This window comes from Streptomyces phyllanthi (genome assembly GCF_009377205.1).
GTDB classification, from domain to species: Bacteria; Actinomycetota; Actinomycetes; order Streptomycetales; family Streptomycetaceae; genus Streptomyces; species Streptomyces phyllanthi.
Map to the genome: position 1 here is coordinate 1 of NZ_VJZE01000053.1, position 16,202 is coordinate 16,202.

Here is a 16,202-nt window from a genome sequence, read left to right on the forward strand (position 1 = left end):
ACCCCTTCCGTTGCCCAAGCCCCCCGAGCCCCCCTGCACGAGGACCTACGGGTGGCTCTCGTCACCGGCGCCTCCTCCGGTATCGGCGCCGCCACGGCACGGCGCTTCGCCGAGGGCGGCTGGCAGGTGCTCCTCAACGGGCGGGACGTGGACCGCCTGGAGGAGACGGCCGCGGGTACGACGGGCATCGTCCTGCCCGGCGACCTCGCCACCCCGGACGGCCCGCGCCGGCTGGCCGAGTCCGCGCTGGGCGCGGCCGGACGGATCGACCTGCTCGTCGCCGGGGCGGGCATCGGCTGGGCCGGCCCCTTCGCGACCATGCCGCACACCGCCGTCGACCGGGTACTGACCGTCGACCTGAACGCCACGCTCCACCTCGTACGGGAGGTCCTGCCCGCCATGGTGGCGGCCGGCCGGGGGCGTGTCGTGCTCGTCGGCTCGGTCGCGGGCACCGTGGGCGTGCGGAACGAAGCGGTGTACTCCGCGGCCAAGGCCGGGGTGGCCGCGTTCGCCGAGGCGCTGCGGCAGGAGCTGCGGGGGACGGGGGTGGGCGTGACCCATGTCGTGCCCGGCCCGGTGGACACGGCCTTCTTCGAACGGCGCGGCACCCCGTACCAGCGCACCCGGCCCCGGCCCACGTCACCGGGCCGGGTCGCGAGCGCGGTCTGGGACGCCGTCGGACGCGGACGCGACGGCGACGTCTACGTACCGTCCTGGCTGACCCTGCCGGGCCGGGTGCGCGGTGTGGCCCCGGCGCTGTACCGGCGGCTTCTGGACCGCTTCGGCTGAGGCGTGGTTCCACCATGGCGGCCCAGGTGGTAGAGGGCAGGGACATGACTCTTCACCGTCGTACCTTCCTGCTCGCGGCGGCCCTCGCGACGACCGTCACCGGAGCACCCCCCGTGCACGCGGCCCCCGCCCCGTACGCCCCCGACGACGCGTACGACACCCTCCGGCGCCGCTGGCTCGGCATCGCCCTCGGCACCGGTTACGACCCGGCCGCCGAGCCCTACGCCACCTGTCTGGCCGAGACCGGCGCGCTGGCCCGCGGTTTCCGGGCCACCATGGCGCCCACGGCCACGTCCCTCTGGCCCGGCCACCCCTTCGACCCGCCCGCCGGGATCACCCAGAGCTACAGCCGCCTGTGGACGATGACGCAGGCGTACGTACAGCCGGGCAGCGGGCTCACCGGCGACGAAGGGCTCCTCGCGGACGTCCTGCGCGGGCTCGACCACCTCTCCGCGACGGTCTACAACCCCTCCACCACCCGCTACGGCAACTGGTGGGAGTGGCAGATCGGCAGCCCCCGCCTCCTGATGGACATCGTGGCCGCCCTCCACGACCACCTCACGGACACACAGCGGGCCGCCGCCTGCGCCGCCGTCGACCACTTCGTCCCCGACGCGATGCTCCGCGACTACTCGGGCACCTCCACCGGCGCCAACCGCGTCGACCTCTGCCGCTCCGTGGCCCTCCGCGGCGTCATCGGCCGCGCCCCGGAGAAGATCGCGCTGGCCCGGGACGCCCTCTCCCCGGTCTTCCCGTACGTCACCACGGGGGACGGGCTCTACGCGGACGGCTCCTTCGTCCAGCACACCTGGGTGGCGTACTCGGGCACGTACGGGCAGGTCCTGCTCGACGGCCTCGGACGGCTCTTCGCGCTGCTCGCCGGATCGAGCTGGGAGGTGACCGACCCCGGCCGGCGGATCGTCCTCGACAGCGTCGAGCGCGCCTACGCGCCCCTCATCCACGACGGCCTGGTCATGGACAGCGTCAACGGGCGCGCCATCAGCCGGGGTTACCTCAAGAGCGACGACCGGCACGTCCTGCGCGGCGACCACTTCCACGGGCAGCTGCTCATCGCCGCGATCGCCCTGCTCGCCGCCGGAGCCACCGCCGCCGAGCGCGACCGATGGCACGGGCGGATCAAGGGCTGGATCGAGCGGAACACGGTGGCACCGATCCTCACGGCCCGTCAGTTCGGCGTCGCCGACCTGGCTCGGCTGCACGCGGTCGCGTCCTCCCCCGTACCGGCCGCGCCCGACCCCGTCGGCCACCACCTCTTCGCCGCCATGGACCGCGCCGTCCACCGCCGCCCGGGCTTCGTCGCCACCATCGCCATGGCCTCCGAACGGATCGCGCACTACGAGTGCGGCAACGGCGAGAACCCGCGCGGCTGGCACACGGGCGCCGGAATGACCCTCTGGTGGCCGTCCGGGGCGGGGCTCGACCAGTACACGGACTGGTTCTGGCCCACCGTCGACTGGTACCGCCTCCCCGGCACCACCGTCTCCACCAAGCGCCTAGCCGACAAGGAGGGCGGCGAGTGGGGCGAGCCCAAACCCGCCGCACGGTGGGTCGGCGGGACCACGGACGGTGAGTACGCGGCGATCGGCCAGCACCTCAAGGGCCTCGGCTCCACGCTCCAGGCCCGCAAGTCGTGGTTCTGCGTCGAGGACGCCGTCGTCTGTCTCGGAGCCGGGATCACCTGCGCCGACGGGGTGCCCGTCGAGACCGTGGTCGACAACCGCAACCTGGGCGAGGGCGGCGAGCAGGAGTTCACCGTACGGCGGGGCTGGGCCCACCTCGAGGACCACGGCGGCTGGGTGTTCCCGCGCCCCGCCGGTACGGCGCGGCTGCGCACCCTCCGCGAGGACCGCACCGGAGCCTGGTCCGACATCAACAGCACCAGCACCACCGAACGGCGCACCCGGCGCCGGCAGACCCTCTGGCTGGACCACGGCACGGACCCCGCCGACGCGACCTACGTGTACGTCCTGATGCCCGGCGCCTCCCGCCACCGGGTCGCCGCCCGCGCGGCCGACCGCCACTGGCTGTCCGTCCTCGCCAACGACGCCCGCCGCCAGGCGGTCCGCGTCCGCTCCCTGGGCCTGACGGCCGCGAACTTCTGGGCCCCCGGCACGGTCGGCCCGCTCACCGCCACGGCGCCCGCGAGCGTGCTGGTCCGCCGCCGGGGCCGTACCGCTACCCTCTGCGTGAGCGAGCCGCCGCGCACGGGGAGGACCCTGGAGATCATCTGGGACCGTCCGGTCGGAACGGTCGTACGGGCGGACCCGTCGATCGAGATCAGGGAGGCGGACGGCCGTCTGCGCCTCGCCGTCACCCCTGGGACGGTATGCGCGACCCACCGGTGTGAGGTGACTCTCGGCTGAGCGCTTTGTGTGACCCCGACAACCGACACGCCCTCTGAGCAGTCGGATGGGCTGCACACGCGGTCGGTTCTGTTCAGTGGTACCAGGAAAACGGGCCGGAGACTGTACGGAGTCGACGGCCCGCTTTTCTTGGTGGACTTCGTAAGGTCGCTACATGACCGTTTTGGATGAGGCGCCAGGCGAGCAGACGGACACGCCGAGCGAGCCGACGGATGCCCGCGGGCGCGTGGCCGAACTCCACGAGATCCGTGCGCAGGCACTGGCCGGCCCCAGCGAGAAGGCGACCGCCGCGCAGCACGCCAAGGGCAAGCTGACGGCTCGTGAGCGCATCGAGCTGCTCCTCGACCCCGGTTCCTTCAACGAGGTCGAGCAGCTGCGCCGGCACCGGGCCACCGGGTTCGGCCTGGAGGCCAAGAAGCCGTTCACCGACGGTGTCATCACCGGCTGGGGCACGGTGGAGGGCCGTACGGTCTTCGTGTACGCCCATGACTTCCGTATCTTCGGCGGCGCGCTGGGCGAGGCCCACGCCACCAAGATCCACAAGATCATGGACATGGCCATCGCGGCCGGGGCGCCCCTGGTGTCCCTGAACGACGGCGCCGGCGCGCGTATCCAGGAGGGCGTCTCGGCGCTCGCGGGCTACGGCGGCATCTTCCAGCGCAACACGAAGGCCTCCGGGGTCATCCCGCAGATCAGCGTGATGCTGGGCCCGTGCGCGGGCGGCGCGGCGTACTCCCCGGCCCTGACGGACTTCGTGTTCATGGTCCGCGACACCTCGCAGATGTTCATCACCGGCCCCGACGTGGTCAAGGCGGTGACGGGTGAGGAGATCACCCAGAACGGCCTCGGCGGCGCGGACGTCCACGCGGAGACGAGCGGCGTCTGCCACTTCGCGTACGACGACGAGGAGACGTGCATCCACGAGGTGCGCTACCTGCTGTCGCTGCTCCCGCAGAACAACCGGGAGAACCCGCCGCGGGTCGAGTGCACGGACCCGGCGGACCGGCACTCGGACGTCCTGCTGGACCTCGTCCCGGCGGACGGCAACCGCCCGTACGACATGGCGAAGGTCATCGAGGAGATCGTCGACGACGGCGAGTACCTGGAGGTCCACGAGCGCTGGGCCCGCAACATCATCTGCGCGCTGGCCCGCCTCGACGGCCAGGTGGTCGGCATCGTCGCCAACCAGCCGCAGAGCCTGGCCGGGGTGCTGGACATCGAGGCATCGGAGAAGGCCGCGCGCTTCGTTCAGATGTGCGATGCCTTCAACATCCCGATCGTCACCCTGTTGGACGTTCCCGGCTTCCTCCCGGGCGTCGACCAGGAGCACGGTGGGATCATCCGCCACGGCGCGAAGCTCCTCTACGCCTACTGCAACGCGACCGTGCCGAGGATCTCGCTGATCCTGCGCAAGGCCTACGGAGGTGCGTACATCGTCATGGACAGCCAGTCCATCGGAGCGGACCTCACCTACGCGTGGCCGACGAACGAGATCGCCGTCATGGGCGCCGAGGGCGCGGCCAACGTCATCTTCCGCCGGCAGATCGCCGAGGCAGAGGACCCCGAGGCCATGCGGGCCCGCATGGTCAAGGAGTACAAGTCCGAGCTGATGCACCCGTACTACGCGGCGGAGCGCGGCCTGGTGGACGACGTCATCGACCCGGCCGAAACGCGCTCGGTCCTCATCCGCTCCCTGGCGATGCTCCACAGCAAGCACGCCGACCTCCCCTCGCGCAAGCACGGCAACCCGCCGCAGTAGTCGCGGTAACCCAGCGGATCCTTCGCGGTACCCCCGCCGAAACCTCATCCATGGAGACTGAGACCCATGAGCATCCCTGACATCCGCGTTGAGAAGGGCCACGCCGAGCCCGAGGAAGTCGCCGCGATCACGGCCATCCTGCTGGCGCGCGCGGCCGCCCAGCCGTCCACGGCTCCGGCCCGTCGCGGACGCGCCAAGGCCGGCTGGCGGCGACTGGAGCGCGAGTCCGGCTTCCGGGCACCGCACAGCTGGCGCTGAGCCTCCACGACTCCGAAAGGGGCCCACCCACCCGGGTGGGCCCCTTTCGCGTGCCCGGGAACAACGAAGAGGGGCGCCCTCTCCGGTCAGGAGAGGGCGCCCCTCGGTGTCTCAACCGCGCGGCGGCGTCACCACTACCGAAGGCGTGCCATCAGCGCGTGCTCGACCAGCGTGATCAGCGCGCTCTTGGCGTCCGCGCGGTGGCGGGCGTCCGTCGTGATGATCGGGGTGTCGGGTCCGATCTGGAGCGCCTCACGGACCTCGTCCGGGTTGTACGGCTGCTGGCCGTCGAAGCCGTTGAGGGCGATGACGAAGGGCAGGCCGCTGTTCTCGAAGTAGTCGACGGCGGGGAAGCAGTCGGCGAGACGGCGGGTGTCCACCAGGACGATGGCGCCGATCGCGCCGCGGACCAGGTCGTCCCACATGAACCAGAAGCGGTCCTGACCGGGCGTACCGAACAGGTACAGGATCAGGTCCTGGTCCAGGGTGATGCGGCCGAAGTCCATGGCCACCGTGGTGGTGGTCTTGTCCCCGGTGTGGGTGAGGTCGTCGATACCCGCCGAAGCAGACGTCATGACGGCCTCGGTACGCAGCGGGTTGATCTCCGAGACGGCCCCGACGAACGTGGTCTTGCCCACGCCGAAGCCACCCGCAACCACGATCTTCGCCGAGGTGGTGGAGCGGGAAGGACCGCCGCTAGAGCTTGCGAAGTCCACTGAGCACCCTTTCGAGCAGTGTCACGTCTGGCTGGCCGCCGGCGTTCTCGTCGCCGCCGGGCTGATGGATGGCGACCAGGCCCGCCTCCGCCAAGTCGGCGACGAGGATCCTGGCCACGCCGAGGGGGATGGTCAGGAGCGCCGAGATTTCGGCGACCGACTTGATCTCTCGGCAGAGGTTGCAGATCCGCTGATGCTCGGGCAGCTGGCCCTGCATCTGGTGCGGCTGCGCGGTGGTGTGCACCAGCGCCTCGATGGCGAGCTGGTAGCGCGGCCTGGTGCGGCCGCCCGTCATGGCGTACGGGCGCACCAGGGGGTTGTTCGACGCCCCGGCGGGCGCGGGCTCGGGGGCGCGTCGCTGCGGCTGCACGGGCTGGATGCGCGGCGCCGGCGGCTGGTCGTACGGCGACGGGCCCGGGCCCTGGGGGCCCGGGGGAGCGTACGACTGCCTGTGGCTGGGCGTGGAGGGGAAGTTGTACCGGTTCTGCTCACCCTGACCCTGACCCTGGCCAGGGCCGTAGGACCAGTTGCCCGAAGACGAACCGCCTGGGGGTGTTGCCACTCTCTCTCCTCCTCCGACTGTGCCGGGCATCCATCGCTGTGGAAGCCGCGTCCCGAAACCTTACGGCCCCGGGACACCAATACGCACCGTCTGACTGTTAGTTGAGCAGGCTCCCTTGGAGCTCCGCACGCAGATCGGGTGTCAGGACCGTACCGGCACGGTCGACCAGAAGCGCCATCTCGTACCCGACGAGGCCGATGTCGGCTTCCGGATGTGCGAGAACCGCGAGCGACGAACCGTCCGAGATGGACATGATGAAGAGGAACCCCCGCTCCATCTCCACAACCGTCTGGTTGACGCTGCCGCCCTCGAAGATGCGGGAAGCACCCGCGGTCAGCGAGGTCAGTCCGGACGCGACGGCCGCCAGCTGGTCGGCACGGTCGCGCGGAAAACCTTCGGACATCGCCAGAAGGAGTCCGTCGGCGGAGACCACCACCGTGTGGGACACCCCCGGGGTGTTGTCCACGAAGTTGGTGATCAGCCAGTTCAGGTTCTGTGCCGCCTGGCTCATCGGGCTCACACTAACGCTCCTGGTTGTAGGTGCTGTCAGGACCGAAGCCCTGGCCATTCGTTTCACTGCCTGCGTTGCGTCCCCGCTCGACACCGCGGCGCAGGTTGCTCAGCCTGCCCCGTACGTCCTCGGGGGCGCGGGAGACCTGTGGGCCTCCCTGCGGGGTTGTTGCGGCGGCCCCCTCGACCAGATTGGCCTTGGGTACCCGCCGCGGCAGGCCGGAGGAGGTGACCCCGCCCGCCTTGGGTTTCCGGAGCTGTGAGGCCTGCTGCCACCGCGAGTCGTTCGCGGAGCGCCAGTCACCGCCCTGTTCCTTGGGTGCCGGGGGCTCCTGTGTCACGGACTGCCGGTCGCCTGTGCCGTTCGCGGTGGTACCGCGGCGGGGCAGTCCGGCGTCGGTCAGATCGTGAACGGCGGAAGGGGCCGGTCCCGGACGCTCGAAGCCTACGCGGTCCGGCTCCTTCACGTCAGCGGCCTGCACGGATTCCGGTTCCGGAGGGTACTCGGACCGGTACGCGTTCTGGTAGCCGTTCTGCTGCGGCCAGTCGTCCTGATAGGACGGCTCCTGGAAGGACGTGAACGCCTCCGCGGCGGCGGGCTGCGGTGCCGTGTGCTCCTGCTGGGCCGGCTCCGCATACGTGGGCTCAGGGTAGCCGCCGTCCGAGGTGAAGTCCGCGCTCGGCGGGAAGTACGTCTCCTCGTACGACGCGCGCTGCGGCTCCTCGTACGCCGTCTGCTGGTCGTAGCCCGTCTGCTGGTTCGGGTACGCGGTCCGGCCGCTGTCGTAGCCGGTCTGCTGTGCCTCGAAGTCGTCGCCGTACCTGGGGGACTCGATGGCATCCCGCTGGGCGGACTGGCCGTGGGCCTGGGCCTCCAGGGCCGCACGGCGCTCCTCACGCATCAGGGAGCGGCCCACGGGGTCCAGCTCGCGGATGTCGTTCGGGACCTCGGTGTAGCGGCTGTCGTCGAAGCCGAGCTCGGCGGCCGTACGCATCGGCTGCCCGGGCGACTCGAAGGAGTGCTGCTCCGGGATGATCTGCGAGACGGTGAACTCGTCGGCCTGCGGCTGGTGCTGGCCACCGCCACCGTGGGTGATCACGTCCGGGAGCATGACCAGCGAGGTCGTACCGGCCTGCTCGCCCGAGGGGCGCAGCTGGACGCGGATGCCGTGCCGGTCGGCGAGCCGGCCGACCACGAAGAGGCCCATGCGCTGGGAGATCGCGGCGTCCACGGTCGGCGGGTTGGCCAGCTTGTGGTTGATGTCCGCGAAGTCCTCGGCGGTGAGGCCGATGCCCTTGTCGTGGATCTCGATCATGATGCGGCCGTCGGGGAGACGGGTCGCGGTGACGCGGACCTTGGTCTGCGGCGAGGAGAACGTGGTGGCGTTCTCCAGGAGCTCGGCGAGCAGGTGCACGAGGTCGGTCACGGCGCGGCCGTGGATCTCGGCCTCGGGGACGCCGGAGAGCTCGATGCGCTCGTACTGCTCCACCTCGGAGGAGGCGGCGCGGAGCACGTCGACCAGCGGGACCGGCTGGTCCCAGCGGCGGCCGGGCTCCTCGCCGGCGAGGACCAGGAGGTTCTCGCCGTTGCGGCGCATACGGGTCGCCAGGTGGTCCAGCTTGAAGAGGTTCTCCAGCTGGTCCGGGTCGGCCTCGTTGTTCTCCAGGTCGGTGATCAGGGTCAGCTGGCCCTCGATCAGCGACTGGTTGCGGCGCGAGAGGTTGGTGAAGATCGCGTTGATGTTGCCCCGCAGGAGGGCCTGCTCGGCGGCGAGCCGGACGGCCTCGCGGTGGACCTGGTCGAAGGCGCGGGCGACCTCGCCGATCTCGTCCGTGGTGTTGATCGGGATGGGCGCGACCCGGGTGTCGACGCGGCCGGGGTCGGTGCGCGAGAGCTGGTCGACCAGCATCGGCAGGCGCTGCTCGGCGACCCCGAAGGCGGCGTTGCGCAGCTGGCGCATCGAGCGGCTCATCTGGCGGGCCATGAGGGAGGCGATGATGAACGCGGCGAGCAGGGCGAGGATGACGATGGCGCCGTTGATGTAGGCGTCACGCTGGGCGTCCGAGGCGATCTGGCCGGCGTCGTCCACGGCGCGGTTGATCATCTCGGACTCCACCTCGCTGTATCCCTCGAACTTGAGGGTGGAGGCGGCCATCCAGGTGGCGGGGGTGATGCCCTTCTCGGCGAGCTGGGCGGGCGTCTGGCCGCTGCCGATCGCCTGGATCATGTTGTTCATGGAGGGCGGGGTCACGACGGTCTTGCCCTCGGCCTGGGCCTGCTGCGCGGCCTCGGCCAGCTGCTGCTTGCCCTCCTCGGTCTTCTGGTCCATGACCTGCTTGAGGCGGGCGGAGTCCTGCGCGGTACCGCCGGATATGTACTCCTGGACGGCGATGTTCTCCAGGTACGCGTACGAGGTGAAGGCGGTGACCTGTCGCGCGTAGATCTTTTCGTCGGTGCTGGGTTCGACCAGCAGGTGCATGCCGATGGAGCGCTGCAGGGAGGCGGCGCCCTTGGAGAGGGCGAGTGCGTACACCGTGCGGCCGTACGCGGTGATGTTGCCCGTGCCGAGGCCGAGTTCGTTCGAGAACTCCAGCAGGTAGTGCTCGACCGCGACGTAGCCCTCTTCGGTCTGCACCGGGTCCATCGACCGGGTGTACGCCGCCTGCCGGAGCTCTTCCAGCTTCGGTTCGGCGTCCTCCACCAGCTTCAGGCGGCGCTCGAGGCCCAGCCCGGACGGCATCCCGACGACTTCCTCGTGGAAGGCGTCGGCCTTCTCGTCGGTGAGGTCGCGTGCCTGCTGGACGGTCTCGTTGTCCCGGTCGCCCTTCAGCAGGGGCTCGGCGGAGACGTCGCGTTCGTTGAGGAGCGCCGTGGCGTACTCCTCGGCGGCGGCCACGATCTTCGCGACCTTCTCGGCGTCCCGTGCCTCCTGCCAGGTGTCGATCGAGCCCTTCACCTGGAAGCCGCCCATGACCAGGCCGACGACCACGGGTATGAGCAGGATCGCGTTCAGGCGGGTGGGCACGCGCCAGTTGCGCGGGGAGAGACGGCTGCCGCTGCGCGCGGACGCCGCCGGCTCCGGGTTGACTTGTGCGGGTGCCGCCCCGCGCGGCGGCGGGGTGAAGTTGCCCCGCGCCGACGGCTCGGGACTGCGCTTGCTTCGCCTCACTCGACCAACAACCTCTCGGCGCGGGCACCTACGTCGTGCCGCGGGTGACTCCAAAGCCCTAGTACGTTTTTGACTATTGGGCAGTTCAGGCATTCCAGCACGTCAGCCTGTGCAGTTCCAAACACAGGGAAGCAACGATTCCGCGTGATGTAAGTCCTAGATAAAACGGTCATAAAGAGCGAGCCGCGGCAAATGACGGGGCCAAGTTGGACGCAGTGGCACCGATCGACCGCGACGCGTGGCCGTACCACCCTATTTCTCTGTCGAAACGTTATGAACGCCGAAGCCGACCGTGTCAAACGACACAGCCGGCGCCGGTGTATCTACGACAACTGCCGTATGGCGCTGTCGACTTGAGTGCTGTCCGGATACTAGTTCGGTACCGGGTGCGGCGTGCCCCCTACCGCAGTCGTGCCATGAGCGCGTGCTCGACCAGTGTGATCAGCGCGCTCTTGGCGTCCGCGCGGTGGCGGGCGTCCGTCGTGATGATCGGGGTGTCGGGTCCGATCTGGAGCGCCTCACGGACCTCGTCGGGGGTGTACGGCTGGTGCCCTTCGAAGCCGTTCAGCGCGACGACGAAGGGCAGGCCGCTGTTCTCGAAGTAGTCGACGGCGGGGAAGCAGTCGGCGAGACGGCGGGTGTCCACCAGGACGATGGCGCCGATCGCGCCGCGGACCAGGTCGTCCCACATGAACCAGAAGCGGTCCTGACCGGGCGTACCGAACAGGTACAGGATCAGGTCCTGGTCGAGCGTGATGCGGCCGAAGTCCATGGCCACCGTGGTGGTGGTCTTGTCCCCGGTGTGGGTGAGGTCGTCAATGCCCGCGCTCGCGGAGGTCATGACGGCCTCCGTGCGCAGCGGGTTGATCTCCGACACGGCGCCGACGAACGTGGTCTTGCCGACGCCGAAGCCGCCCGCGACCACGATCTTCGCCGAGGTGGTCGCCCGGCCCCCGTCAGAGCTTGCGAAGTCCACTGAGCACCCTTTCGAGCAGTGTCACGTCCGGGGCACCGCCGGCGTTGTCGTCGCCACCCGGCTGGTGGATCGCGACGAGTCCGGCCTCGGCGAGGTCCGCGACGAGGATCCGTGCCACACCGAGTGGCATGGACAGCAGGGCCGACACCTCGGCCACCGACTTCACCTCACGGCAGAGGTGGCAGATGCGCTGGTGCTCGGGGAGCAGCCCCATGAGGGCCGCCGGGTCTGCCGTGGTGCTGATGAGCGCCTCGATGGCGAGCTGGTAGCGCGGCCGCGTCCGGCCACCGGTCATCGCGTACGGCCGTACCAGCGGCTGATCGCCCTCGTCCCCGTACGACGCTGCGTACGGATCATGAGAAGCGGTGGGCGGGGTCATGGATCCTCCGGGCGGGACAGCAAGTCGGTCAGTCGAGCCGTCTGACGGGGCCGGTGGGGGGACTGATGGCGGCCGGACGGTTTGGTGTTGTGGATCGGGGTCAGTGCAGCAGGCTGCCCTGCAGTTCGGCGCGGAGGTCGGGCGTGAGCACAGCGCCCGCGCGGTCGACGAGGAGCGCCATCTCGTAGCCGACTAGGCCGATGTCGCAGTCCGGGTGGGAGAGCACGGCCAGCGACGATCCGTCCGAGACGGACATCAGGAAGAGGAACCCGCGCTCCATCTCCACCACCGTCTGGGCCACGTTCCCGCCCTCGAAGATCCGGGAGGCCCCTGCGGTGAGGGAGGTGAGGCCGGAGGCGACGGCCGCGAGCTGATCGGCGCGGTCGCGCGGAAAGCCCTCGGACATCGCCAGAAGGAGTCCGTCGGCGGACACGACGACGGTGTGGGACACCCCGGGGGTGTTGTCCACGAAGTTGGTGATCAACCAGTTGAGGTTCTGTGCCGCTTGGCTCATCTGGCTCAACTAACGCTCCTGCTGGTGAGTGGGGCTCGGGAAGCTGCCGGTCTGGCCGGTACCGGCCTGGCGACCCTGGGCGATGCCCCGACGGAGATTGGTCAGCCGGCCGCGTACGTCATCGGGCGCACGCGAGACCTGCGGACCGGTTTGGTGCTGTTGCTGCTGAGCCGTGCCCGGCACGAGGTTCGCGCGGGGGACCCGTCGCGGCAGGCCGGAGGTGGTGACCCCGCCCGCCGACGGCTGACGGACGCGCTCGGCCTGACGGACGAGCTCGTCGTTGGGGTTGGGACGCCAGGAGCCGGTGGCCGCCTGGGCGGCCGGAGCGGCGGCCGGGTGCCGGTCGGCCGCGGGGGCCTGCGACGGCCCGAAGCCGTTGCCCTGCCCGTGGCCGTTGCTCTGGCTCGGGGCGCCGCCGCTGCCGTTGGTGCTGCCCTGCTGGGCCTGACCGCCGCGGAACCAGTTGGTCTCCAGCGTGTCGTACAGCGGCGTACGTCCGTCGCCGGGACCCGTCGCGGGCGGCAGGGCCTCGGGCTCCTGCGGCCGGGCGGGCTGCTGCTGCGGAGGCGCCGGGGGACGCTGCGGCATGGGCGGACGGGGCGCGCCGAAGCCGGCGCCGTTCACCTGGGGCCGCTCGAACTGGCCCGTGGACGAGGGGTCCTGAGGAGACCCGTAGCCCGGAGCGGGGAACTGACCGGTGTCCTGCGCGTTGCCGCGGCCCTGCGCCGGGAACCGGTCGGGGGACCCGGACGCACCGGAACCGCCGAAGACGTCCGGGCGGACGAACTGTCCGGTGCCGTTCTGCGGCAGCGAGGCCCGCGGTCCGTCGAAGTCGGGACGCGGGAAACCGGAGGTGACCTCGGGGCCCTGGCGGTCGTCGACCCGGGGAATCTCCTCGGTCGAGCCCGGGCCCTGACGGCCGTCGAAGCGCGGCATCTGCGAGGTGGCGTCCGGCTCGTCGTGGCCGCGCGGCATGTCCAGCGAGGCGCGCACCGGCGGCTGCGCGTTCTCGTCGCTCCAGCTCGGCGTGCGCGGCTGCTGGTCGCCGCCGGGCAGCTCGGCACGCGGACCACCGCGCCCGGGCAGCTGCGGCCGGCGCCTGCCGGAACGTTCCTTGCGCTGCTTGGGAGGTACGGCGCCGGAGGAGCCGTCGGCCGAGGGCGCACCCTCACCGAAGCCGCCCTGGCGTGACGGGCTGAAGCTGTTGTCGCCGATCGAACCGCCCGGACGCAGCCCCGAGCCGCCGCCGGCGAAGCCGCCCTGGCGCCCGGAGTCGTCGAAGTTCTGCGGCCCACCGGTCCCGGCGGGCGACAGGCCCTGCGGGGCACCCGGCGCCTGACCGCCGAACATCCCGGCACCTGCGGGCGCGGGCCGGCCCTGCGGGGGAACCGAGGGACCGCCCTGCGGACCGCGGGGGCCACCGGGACCGCCCGGGCGGCCGCCCTGGTCGCTGCCGGGCAGCGCGGCCCGCGGACCCTGGCCGGCGCCGACCTGCCCGCGCTGCGGGGCGCCACCGAGGAGGCCTCCACCGGGGGCACCCGAGCCGAGCGAGCCCTGCTGGCCGGCCTGCCGACGGGCGGCGGCCGCACCGGCCGCGGCCTGCGCGGCGGCCGGACCACCGGTGGGACCGCCCGGACCCGGCTTGCCGGGGGTGGGCTTGTTGCCGCCCTGGGCGACATCGACGGGCAGCATGACCAGCGCGGTCGTACCGCCGGAGTCGGAGGGGCGCAGCTGGATGCGGATGCCGTGGCGCTGCGAGAGGCGGCCGACCACGAACAGACCCATACGGCGGGAGACGGAGACGTCCACGGTGGGCGGCGAGGCGAGCCGCTCGTTGATGGAGGCGAGGTCCTCGGGGGACAGACCGATACCGGTGTCGTGGATCTCGATCAGCACACGGCCGTCGGGCAGCGCGTGACCGGTGACCTTGACCTTGGTCTGCGGCGAGGAGAACGAGGTGGCGTTCTCCAGCAGCTCGGCGAGCAGGTGCACGAGGTCGTTGACGACCCGGCCCGCGACCTCGGTGGCCGGGACCGAGGCCAGCTCGATGCGCTCGTACTGCTCCACCTCGGACGCGGCGGCGCGGAGCACGTCGACCAGCGGGACCGGACGGGTCCAGCGGCGGCCGGGTTCCTCACCGGCGAGAACGAGGAGGTTCTCACCGTTACGGCGCATGCGGGTGGCGAGGTGGTCGAGCTTGAAGAGCGAGGACAGCTGGTCCGGGTCGGCCTCGCGGGACTCGAGCTCGGAGATCAGCGACAGCTGGCGCTGGATCAGACCCTGGGAGCGGCGCGAGAGGTTGGTGAACATCGCGTTGACGTTGCCCCGCAGCAGGGCCTGCTCGGCGGCGAGGCGGACCGCCTCGCGGTGCACGTCGTCGAAGGCCGCGGCCACCTGGCCGATCTCGTCCTTCGAGTTCAGGCCGACCGACTCCACGGAGGTGTCGACGTCCTGCGGGTCGGACTCGGAGAGCTGCTTGACCAGCTCGGGCAGACGGTCCTGGGCGACCTTGGTCGCGGTGTCCTGCAGCCGGCGCAGCGAACGGATCATGGAGCGGGCCACGACGAAGGCGCCGACGAGGGAGATACCGAGGACGAGCAGGATCAGCGCACCCGAGATGATCGCTTCCTGCTCGGACTCGTTGCGCAGCTCGCGGGCGGTCTGCTCCATGTCCTCCAGGAGCGAGCCCTCGATCTTCTTCATCTGCTCGATCTTGACCGAGTCGTCGTCGACCCAGTCCTGGTACGAGCGCTTGTCCTGGGAACGCATGCCGTTCGAGTTCTTCAGCACGCGCTGCGCGTAGGTGTCGGCCGCCTCGATGGTGGCGTTGCCCTCGCTGATCGGCTTCGTCTCCTCCTCGGCGGCGTCCTTGCCGTAGATGGTGGCGAAGGTGTCGAGCGAGGAGTCCTCACTGGTCAGCGCCGAGAAGCCGTACTGCCGGTCGCTCTCGGAGAGGTTGCCGAAGTCGGTCTTGTTCGGGGGCAGCGCCGCGGCGATGGTCGCCCGCTGCACCGAGGCGTACTCCTTGGCGGTGGAGAACGCGGCGAGGGCACGCGTGCGCTGGATCATCTCCGGGTTGCTGGTGGCCTGCGCCATGTCCTGCGAGAGGTTCAGCAACTGGACGATGAGGCGGTGGTACGCCTCGACGGTGAGCGTGGAGTTCTTGGGGTCCTCGTACGCGTCGTTGCGGATCGTGCTGAGCCGGCCCAGCTCGGTCGCGATACCCACGAGGCTGTCGCGGACGCCCTTGAGCTGGCCCTCGGCGCTGGCGGCGTCGATCTCCTCGGTGGCCTTCAGGAACTGCCGCTGAGCCGTGTCCGTTTTATCGCGCTGGCCCTTGACCGTGAGGTCGCTGGGGTTGTCGCCGCTCGCGAGCGGGCCGGCCGACAGGTCGCGCTCCCGCTGGAGGGCGTCGGCGAGCTCGGTGGCCTGCTTGGTCATGTCGGTCAGCAGCCGCATGTTGTCGAGCTGCTGGATGTCGTCCACGTTGTCGCTGATGCGCAGCGCGCCGAGCGAGGTGGCGGCGACCACGGGCAGTGCCAGCAGCGACACCAGGCGCGTGGAGATGCGCCAGTTGCGCAGGGCTATTCGCGAGCCGCCGGTGCGAACCGGGCCGCTCTTCGGCTTGGCGGACGCCGTCGGGGGGCCGGACACACCGGGGCGCCCGGAGCGCTCACCGCCGTCACCGATCTCCGCCGGGCCCGGGTTCTGGGCGTGCTGGGGCGAGGAGCCGCGGTCGTTCCCGCCGTGCGGCTCCGACTCCGCCGAAGCGCTGCCATCCCTCTTGAAACGTCCCTGCACTAGCGTCGCAACCTCTGGACCAGGCGCCTCCCCGCGTGAACGGCGAGACGGTGTCGGCGTGTCGGGGGCGCTCTGTGCGCGCTCCCGGATGGTCGTTGAGTGGACCGGCGCTGGCTCCCCTTCCCGCCGCTCCTTCAGGCGCTTCTCTGCGCCCCCTGTGCGCCGGGTCTACTCCCGCGGCGGTCCGTGGAATTCCAGCACAGTGCCGGACCTCCAACAAGGCCAACGGGTCACAGTTGTTCATCGTGACACCTCGTGAGGGCGGTGTCACGACGCGTGTAAGGGGATCCCGTACATAACGGGCAAACAAGAGCGGGACGCGGGCCGACGTGGCGCGTCCCGGCCATCAAGATCGGGAGCGGAATGACGGGTTCCATGCCGGTA

Annotated in this window: 12 protein-coding genes; 4 read left to right on the top strand and 8 right to left on the bottom strand. The window is 70.9% G+C overall.

Translation table 11 applies throughout. The features are described from left to right. Nucleotides 1-33: 33 nt before the first annotated feature. The 4 genes from FNH04_RS10870 to FNH04_RS10885 all read left to right on the top strand — a co-directional run bounded on the left by FNH04_RS10870 (nucleotide 34) and on the right by FNH04_RS10885 (nucleotide 5,190). Nucleotides 34-789, top strand: a complete 756-nt coding sequence (locus FNH04_RS10870) for an SDR family NAD(P)-dependent oxidoreductase (protein WP_228031280.1) — start codon at nucleotides 34-36, stop codon at nucleotides 787-789. A gap of 44 nt (nucleotides 790-833) precedes the next feature. Further along, the gene (locus tag FNH04_RS10875; protein ID WP_152782894.1) at nucleotides 834-3,173 is read left to right on the top strand and encodes a polysaccharide lyase 8 family protein; all 2,340 of its coding nucleotides are present in this window, start codon (nucleotides 834-836) and stop codon (nucleotides 3,171-3,173) included. Between the two features lie 154 nt (nucleotides 3,174-3,327). Continuing rightward, nucleotides 3,328-4,932, top strand: coding sequence for an acyl-CoA carboxylase subunit beta (locus FNH04_RS10880; RefSeq protein ID WP_152782896.1), 1,605 nt, complete (start codon nucleotides 3,328-3,330; stop codon nucleotides 4,930-4,932). A 66-nt stretch (nucleotides 4,933-4,998) separates the two neighbouring features. Next, entirely contained in the window at nucleotides 4,999-5,190 is a 192-nt protein-coding gene (locus FNH04_RS10885) for an acyl-CoA carboxylase subunit epsilon (protein ID WP_152782899.1), read from the top strand. A 134-nt stretch (nucleotides 5,191-5,324) separates the two neighbouring features. On the opposite strand, the gene FNH04_RS10890 is transcribed toward FNH04_RS10885, so the two are convergent. From FNH04_RS10890 to FNH04_RS10925, 8 genes are all read right to left on the bottom strand, one after another. Continuing rightward, complete coding sequence (locus tag FNH04_RS10890) at nucleotides 5,325-5,906, bottom strand: GTP-binding protein (RefSeq protein ID WP_009314218.1); 582 nt, start codon at nucleotides 5,904-5,906, stop codon at nucleotides 5,325-5,327. Beyond that, complete coding sequence (locus FNH04_RS10895; protein WP_322722895.1) at nucleotides 5,887-6,468, bottom strand: DUF742 domain-containing protein; 582 nt, start codon at nucleotides 6,466-6,468, stop codon at nucleotides 5,887-5,889. The genes FNH04_RS10890 and FNH04_RS10895 overlap by 20 nt, the downstream gene beginning before the upstream one ends. A 97-nt stretch (nucleotides 6,469-6,565) precedes the next feature. Next, on the bottom strand, nucleotides 6,566-6,979 hold the full coding sequence (locus FNH04_RS10900; RefSeq protein WP_033321188.1) for a roadblock/LC7 domain-containing protein: 414 nt from the start codon (nucleotides 6,977-6,979) through the stop codon (nucleotides 6,566-6,568). Between the two features lie 10 nt (nucleotides 6,980-6,989). After that, the gene (locus FNH04_RS10905) at nucleotides 6,990-10,148 is read right to left on the bottom strand and encodes a sensor histidine kinase (RefSeq protein WP_322722897.1); all 3,159 of its coding nucleotides are present in this window, start codon (nucleotides 10,146-10,148) and stop codon (nucleotides 6,990-6,992) included. Nucleotides 10,149-10,548: 400 nt separating this feature from the next. Then, on the bottom strand, nucleotides 10,549-11,124 hold the full coding sequence (locus FNH04_RS10910) for a GTP-binding protein (RefSeq protein WP_311695014.1): 576 nt from the start codon (nucleotides 11,122-11,124) through the stop codon (nucleotides 10,549-10,551). Beyond that, on the bottom strand, nucleotides 11,105-11,503 hold the full coding sequence (locus FNH04_RS10915; RefSeq protein ID WP_152782904.1) for a DUF742 domain-containing protein: 399 nt from the start codon (nucleotides 11,501-11,503) through the stop codon (nucleotides 11,105-11,107). Before FNH04_RS10915 ends, FNH04_RS10910 begins: the two co-directional genes overlap by 20 nt. A gap of 100 nt (nucleotides 11,504-11,603) precedes the next feature. After that, nucleotides 11,604-12,017 carry a roadblock/LC7 domain-containing protein gene (locus FNH04_RS10920; protein ID WP_152782943.1) on the bottom strand — a complete coding sequence of 138 codons (414 nt, stop codon included), beginning with the start codon at nucleotides 12,015-12,017 and terminating at the stop codon, nucleotides 11,604-11,606. 9 nt (nucleotides 12,018-12,026) lie between these two features. Beyond that, nucleotides 12,027-15,818 (bottom strand): sensor histidine kinase, encoded by a 3,792-nt coding sequence (locus tag FNH04_RS10925; RefSeq protein WP_322722899.1) that lies wholly within the window; start codon nucleotides 15,816-15,818, stop codon nucleotides 12,027-12,029. Nucleotides 15,819-16,202 lie beyond the last annotated feature (384 nt).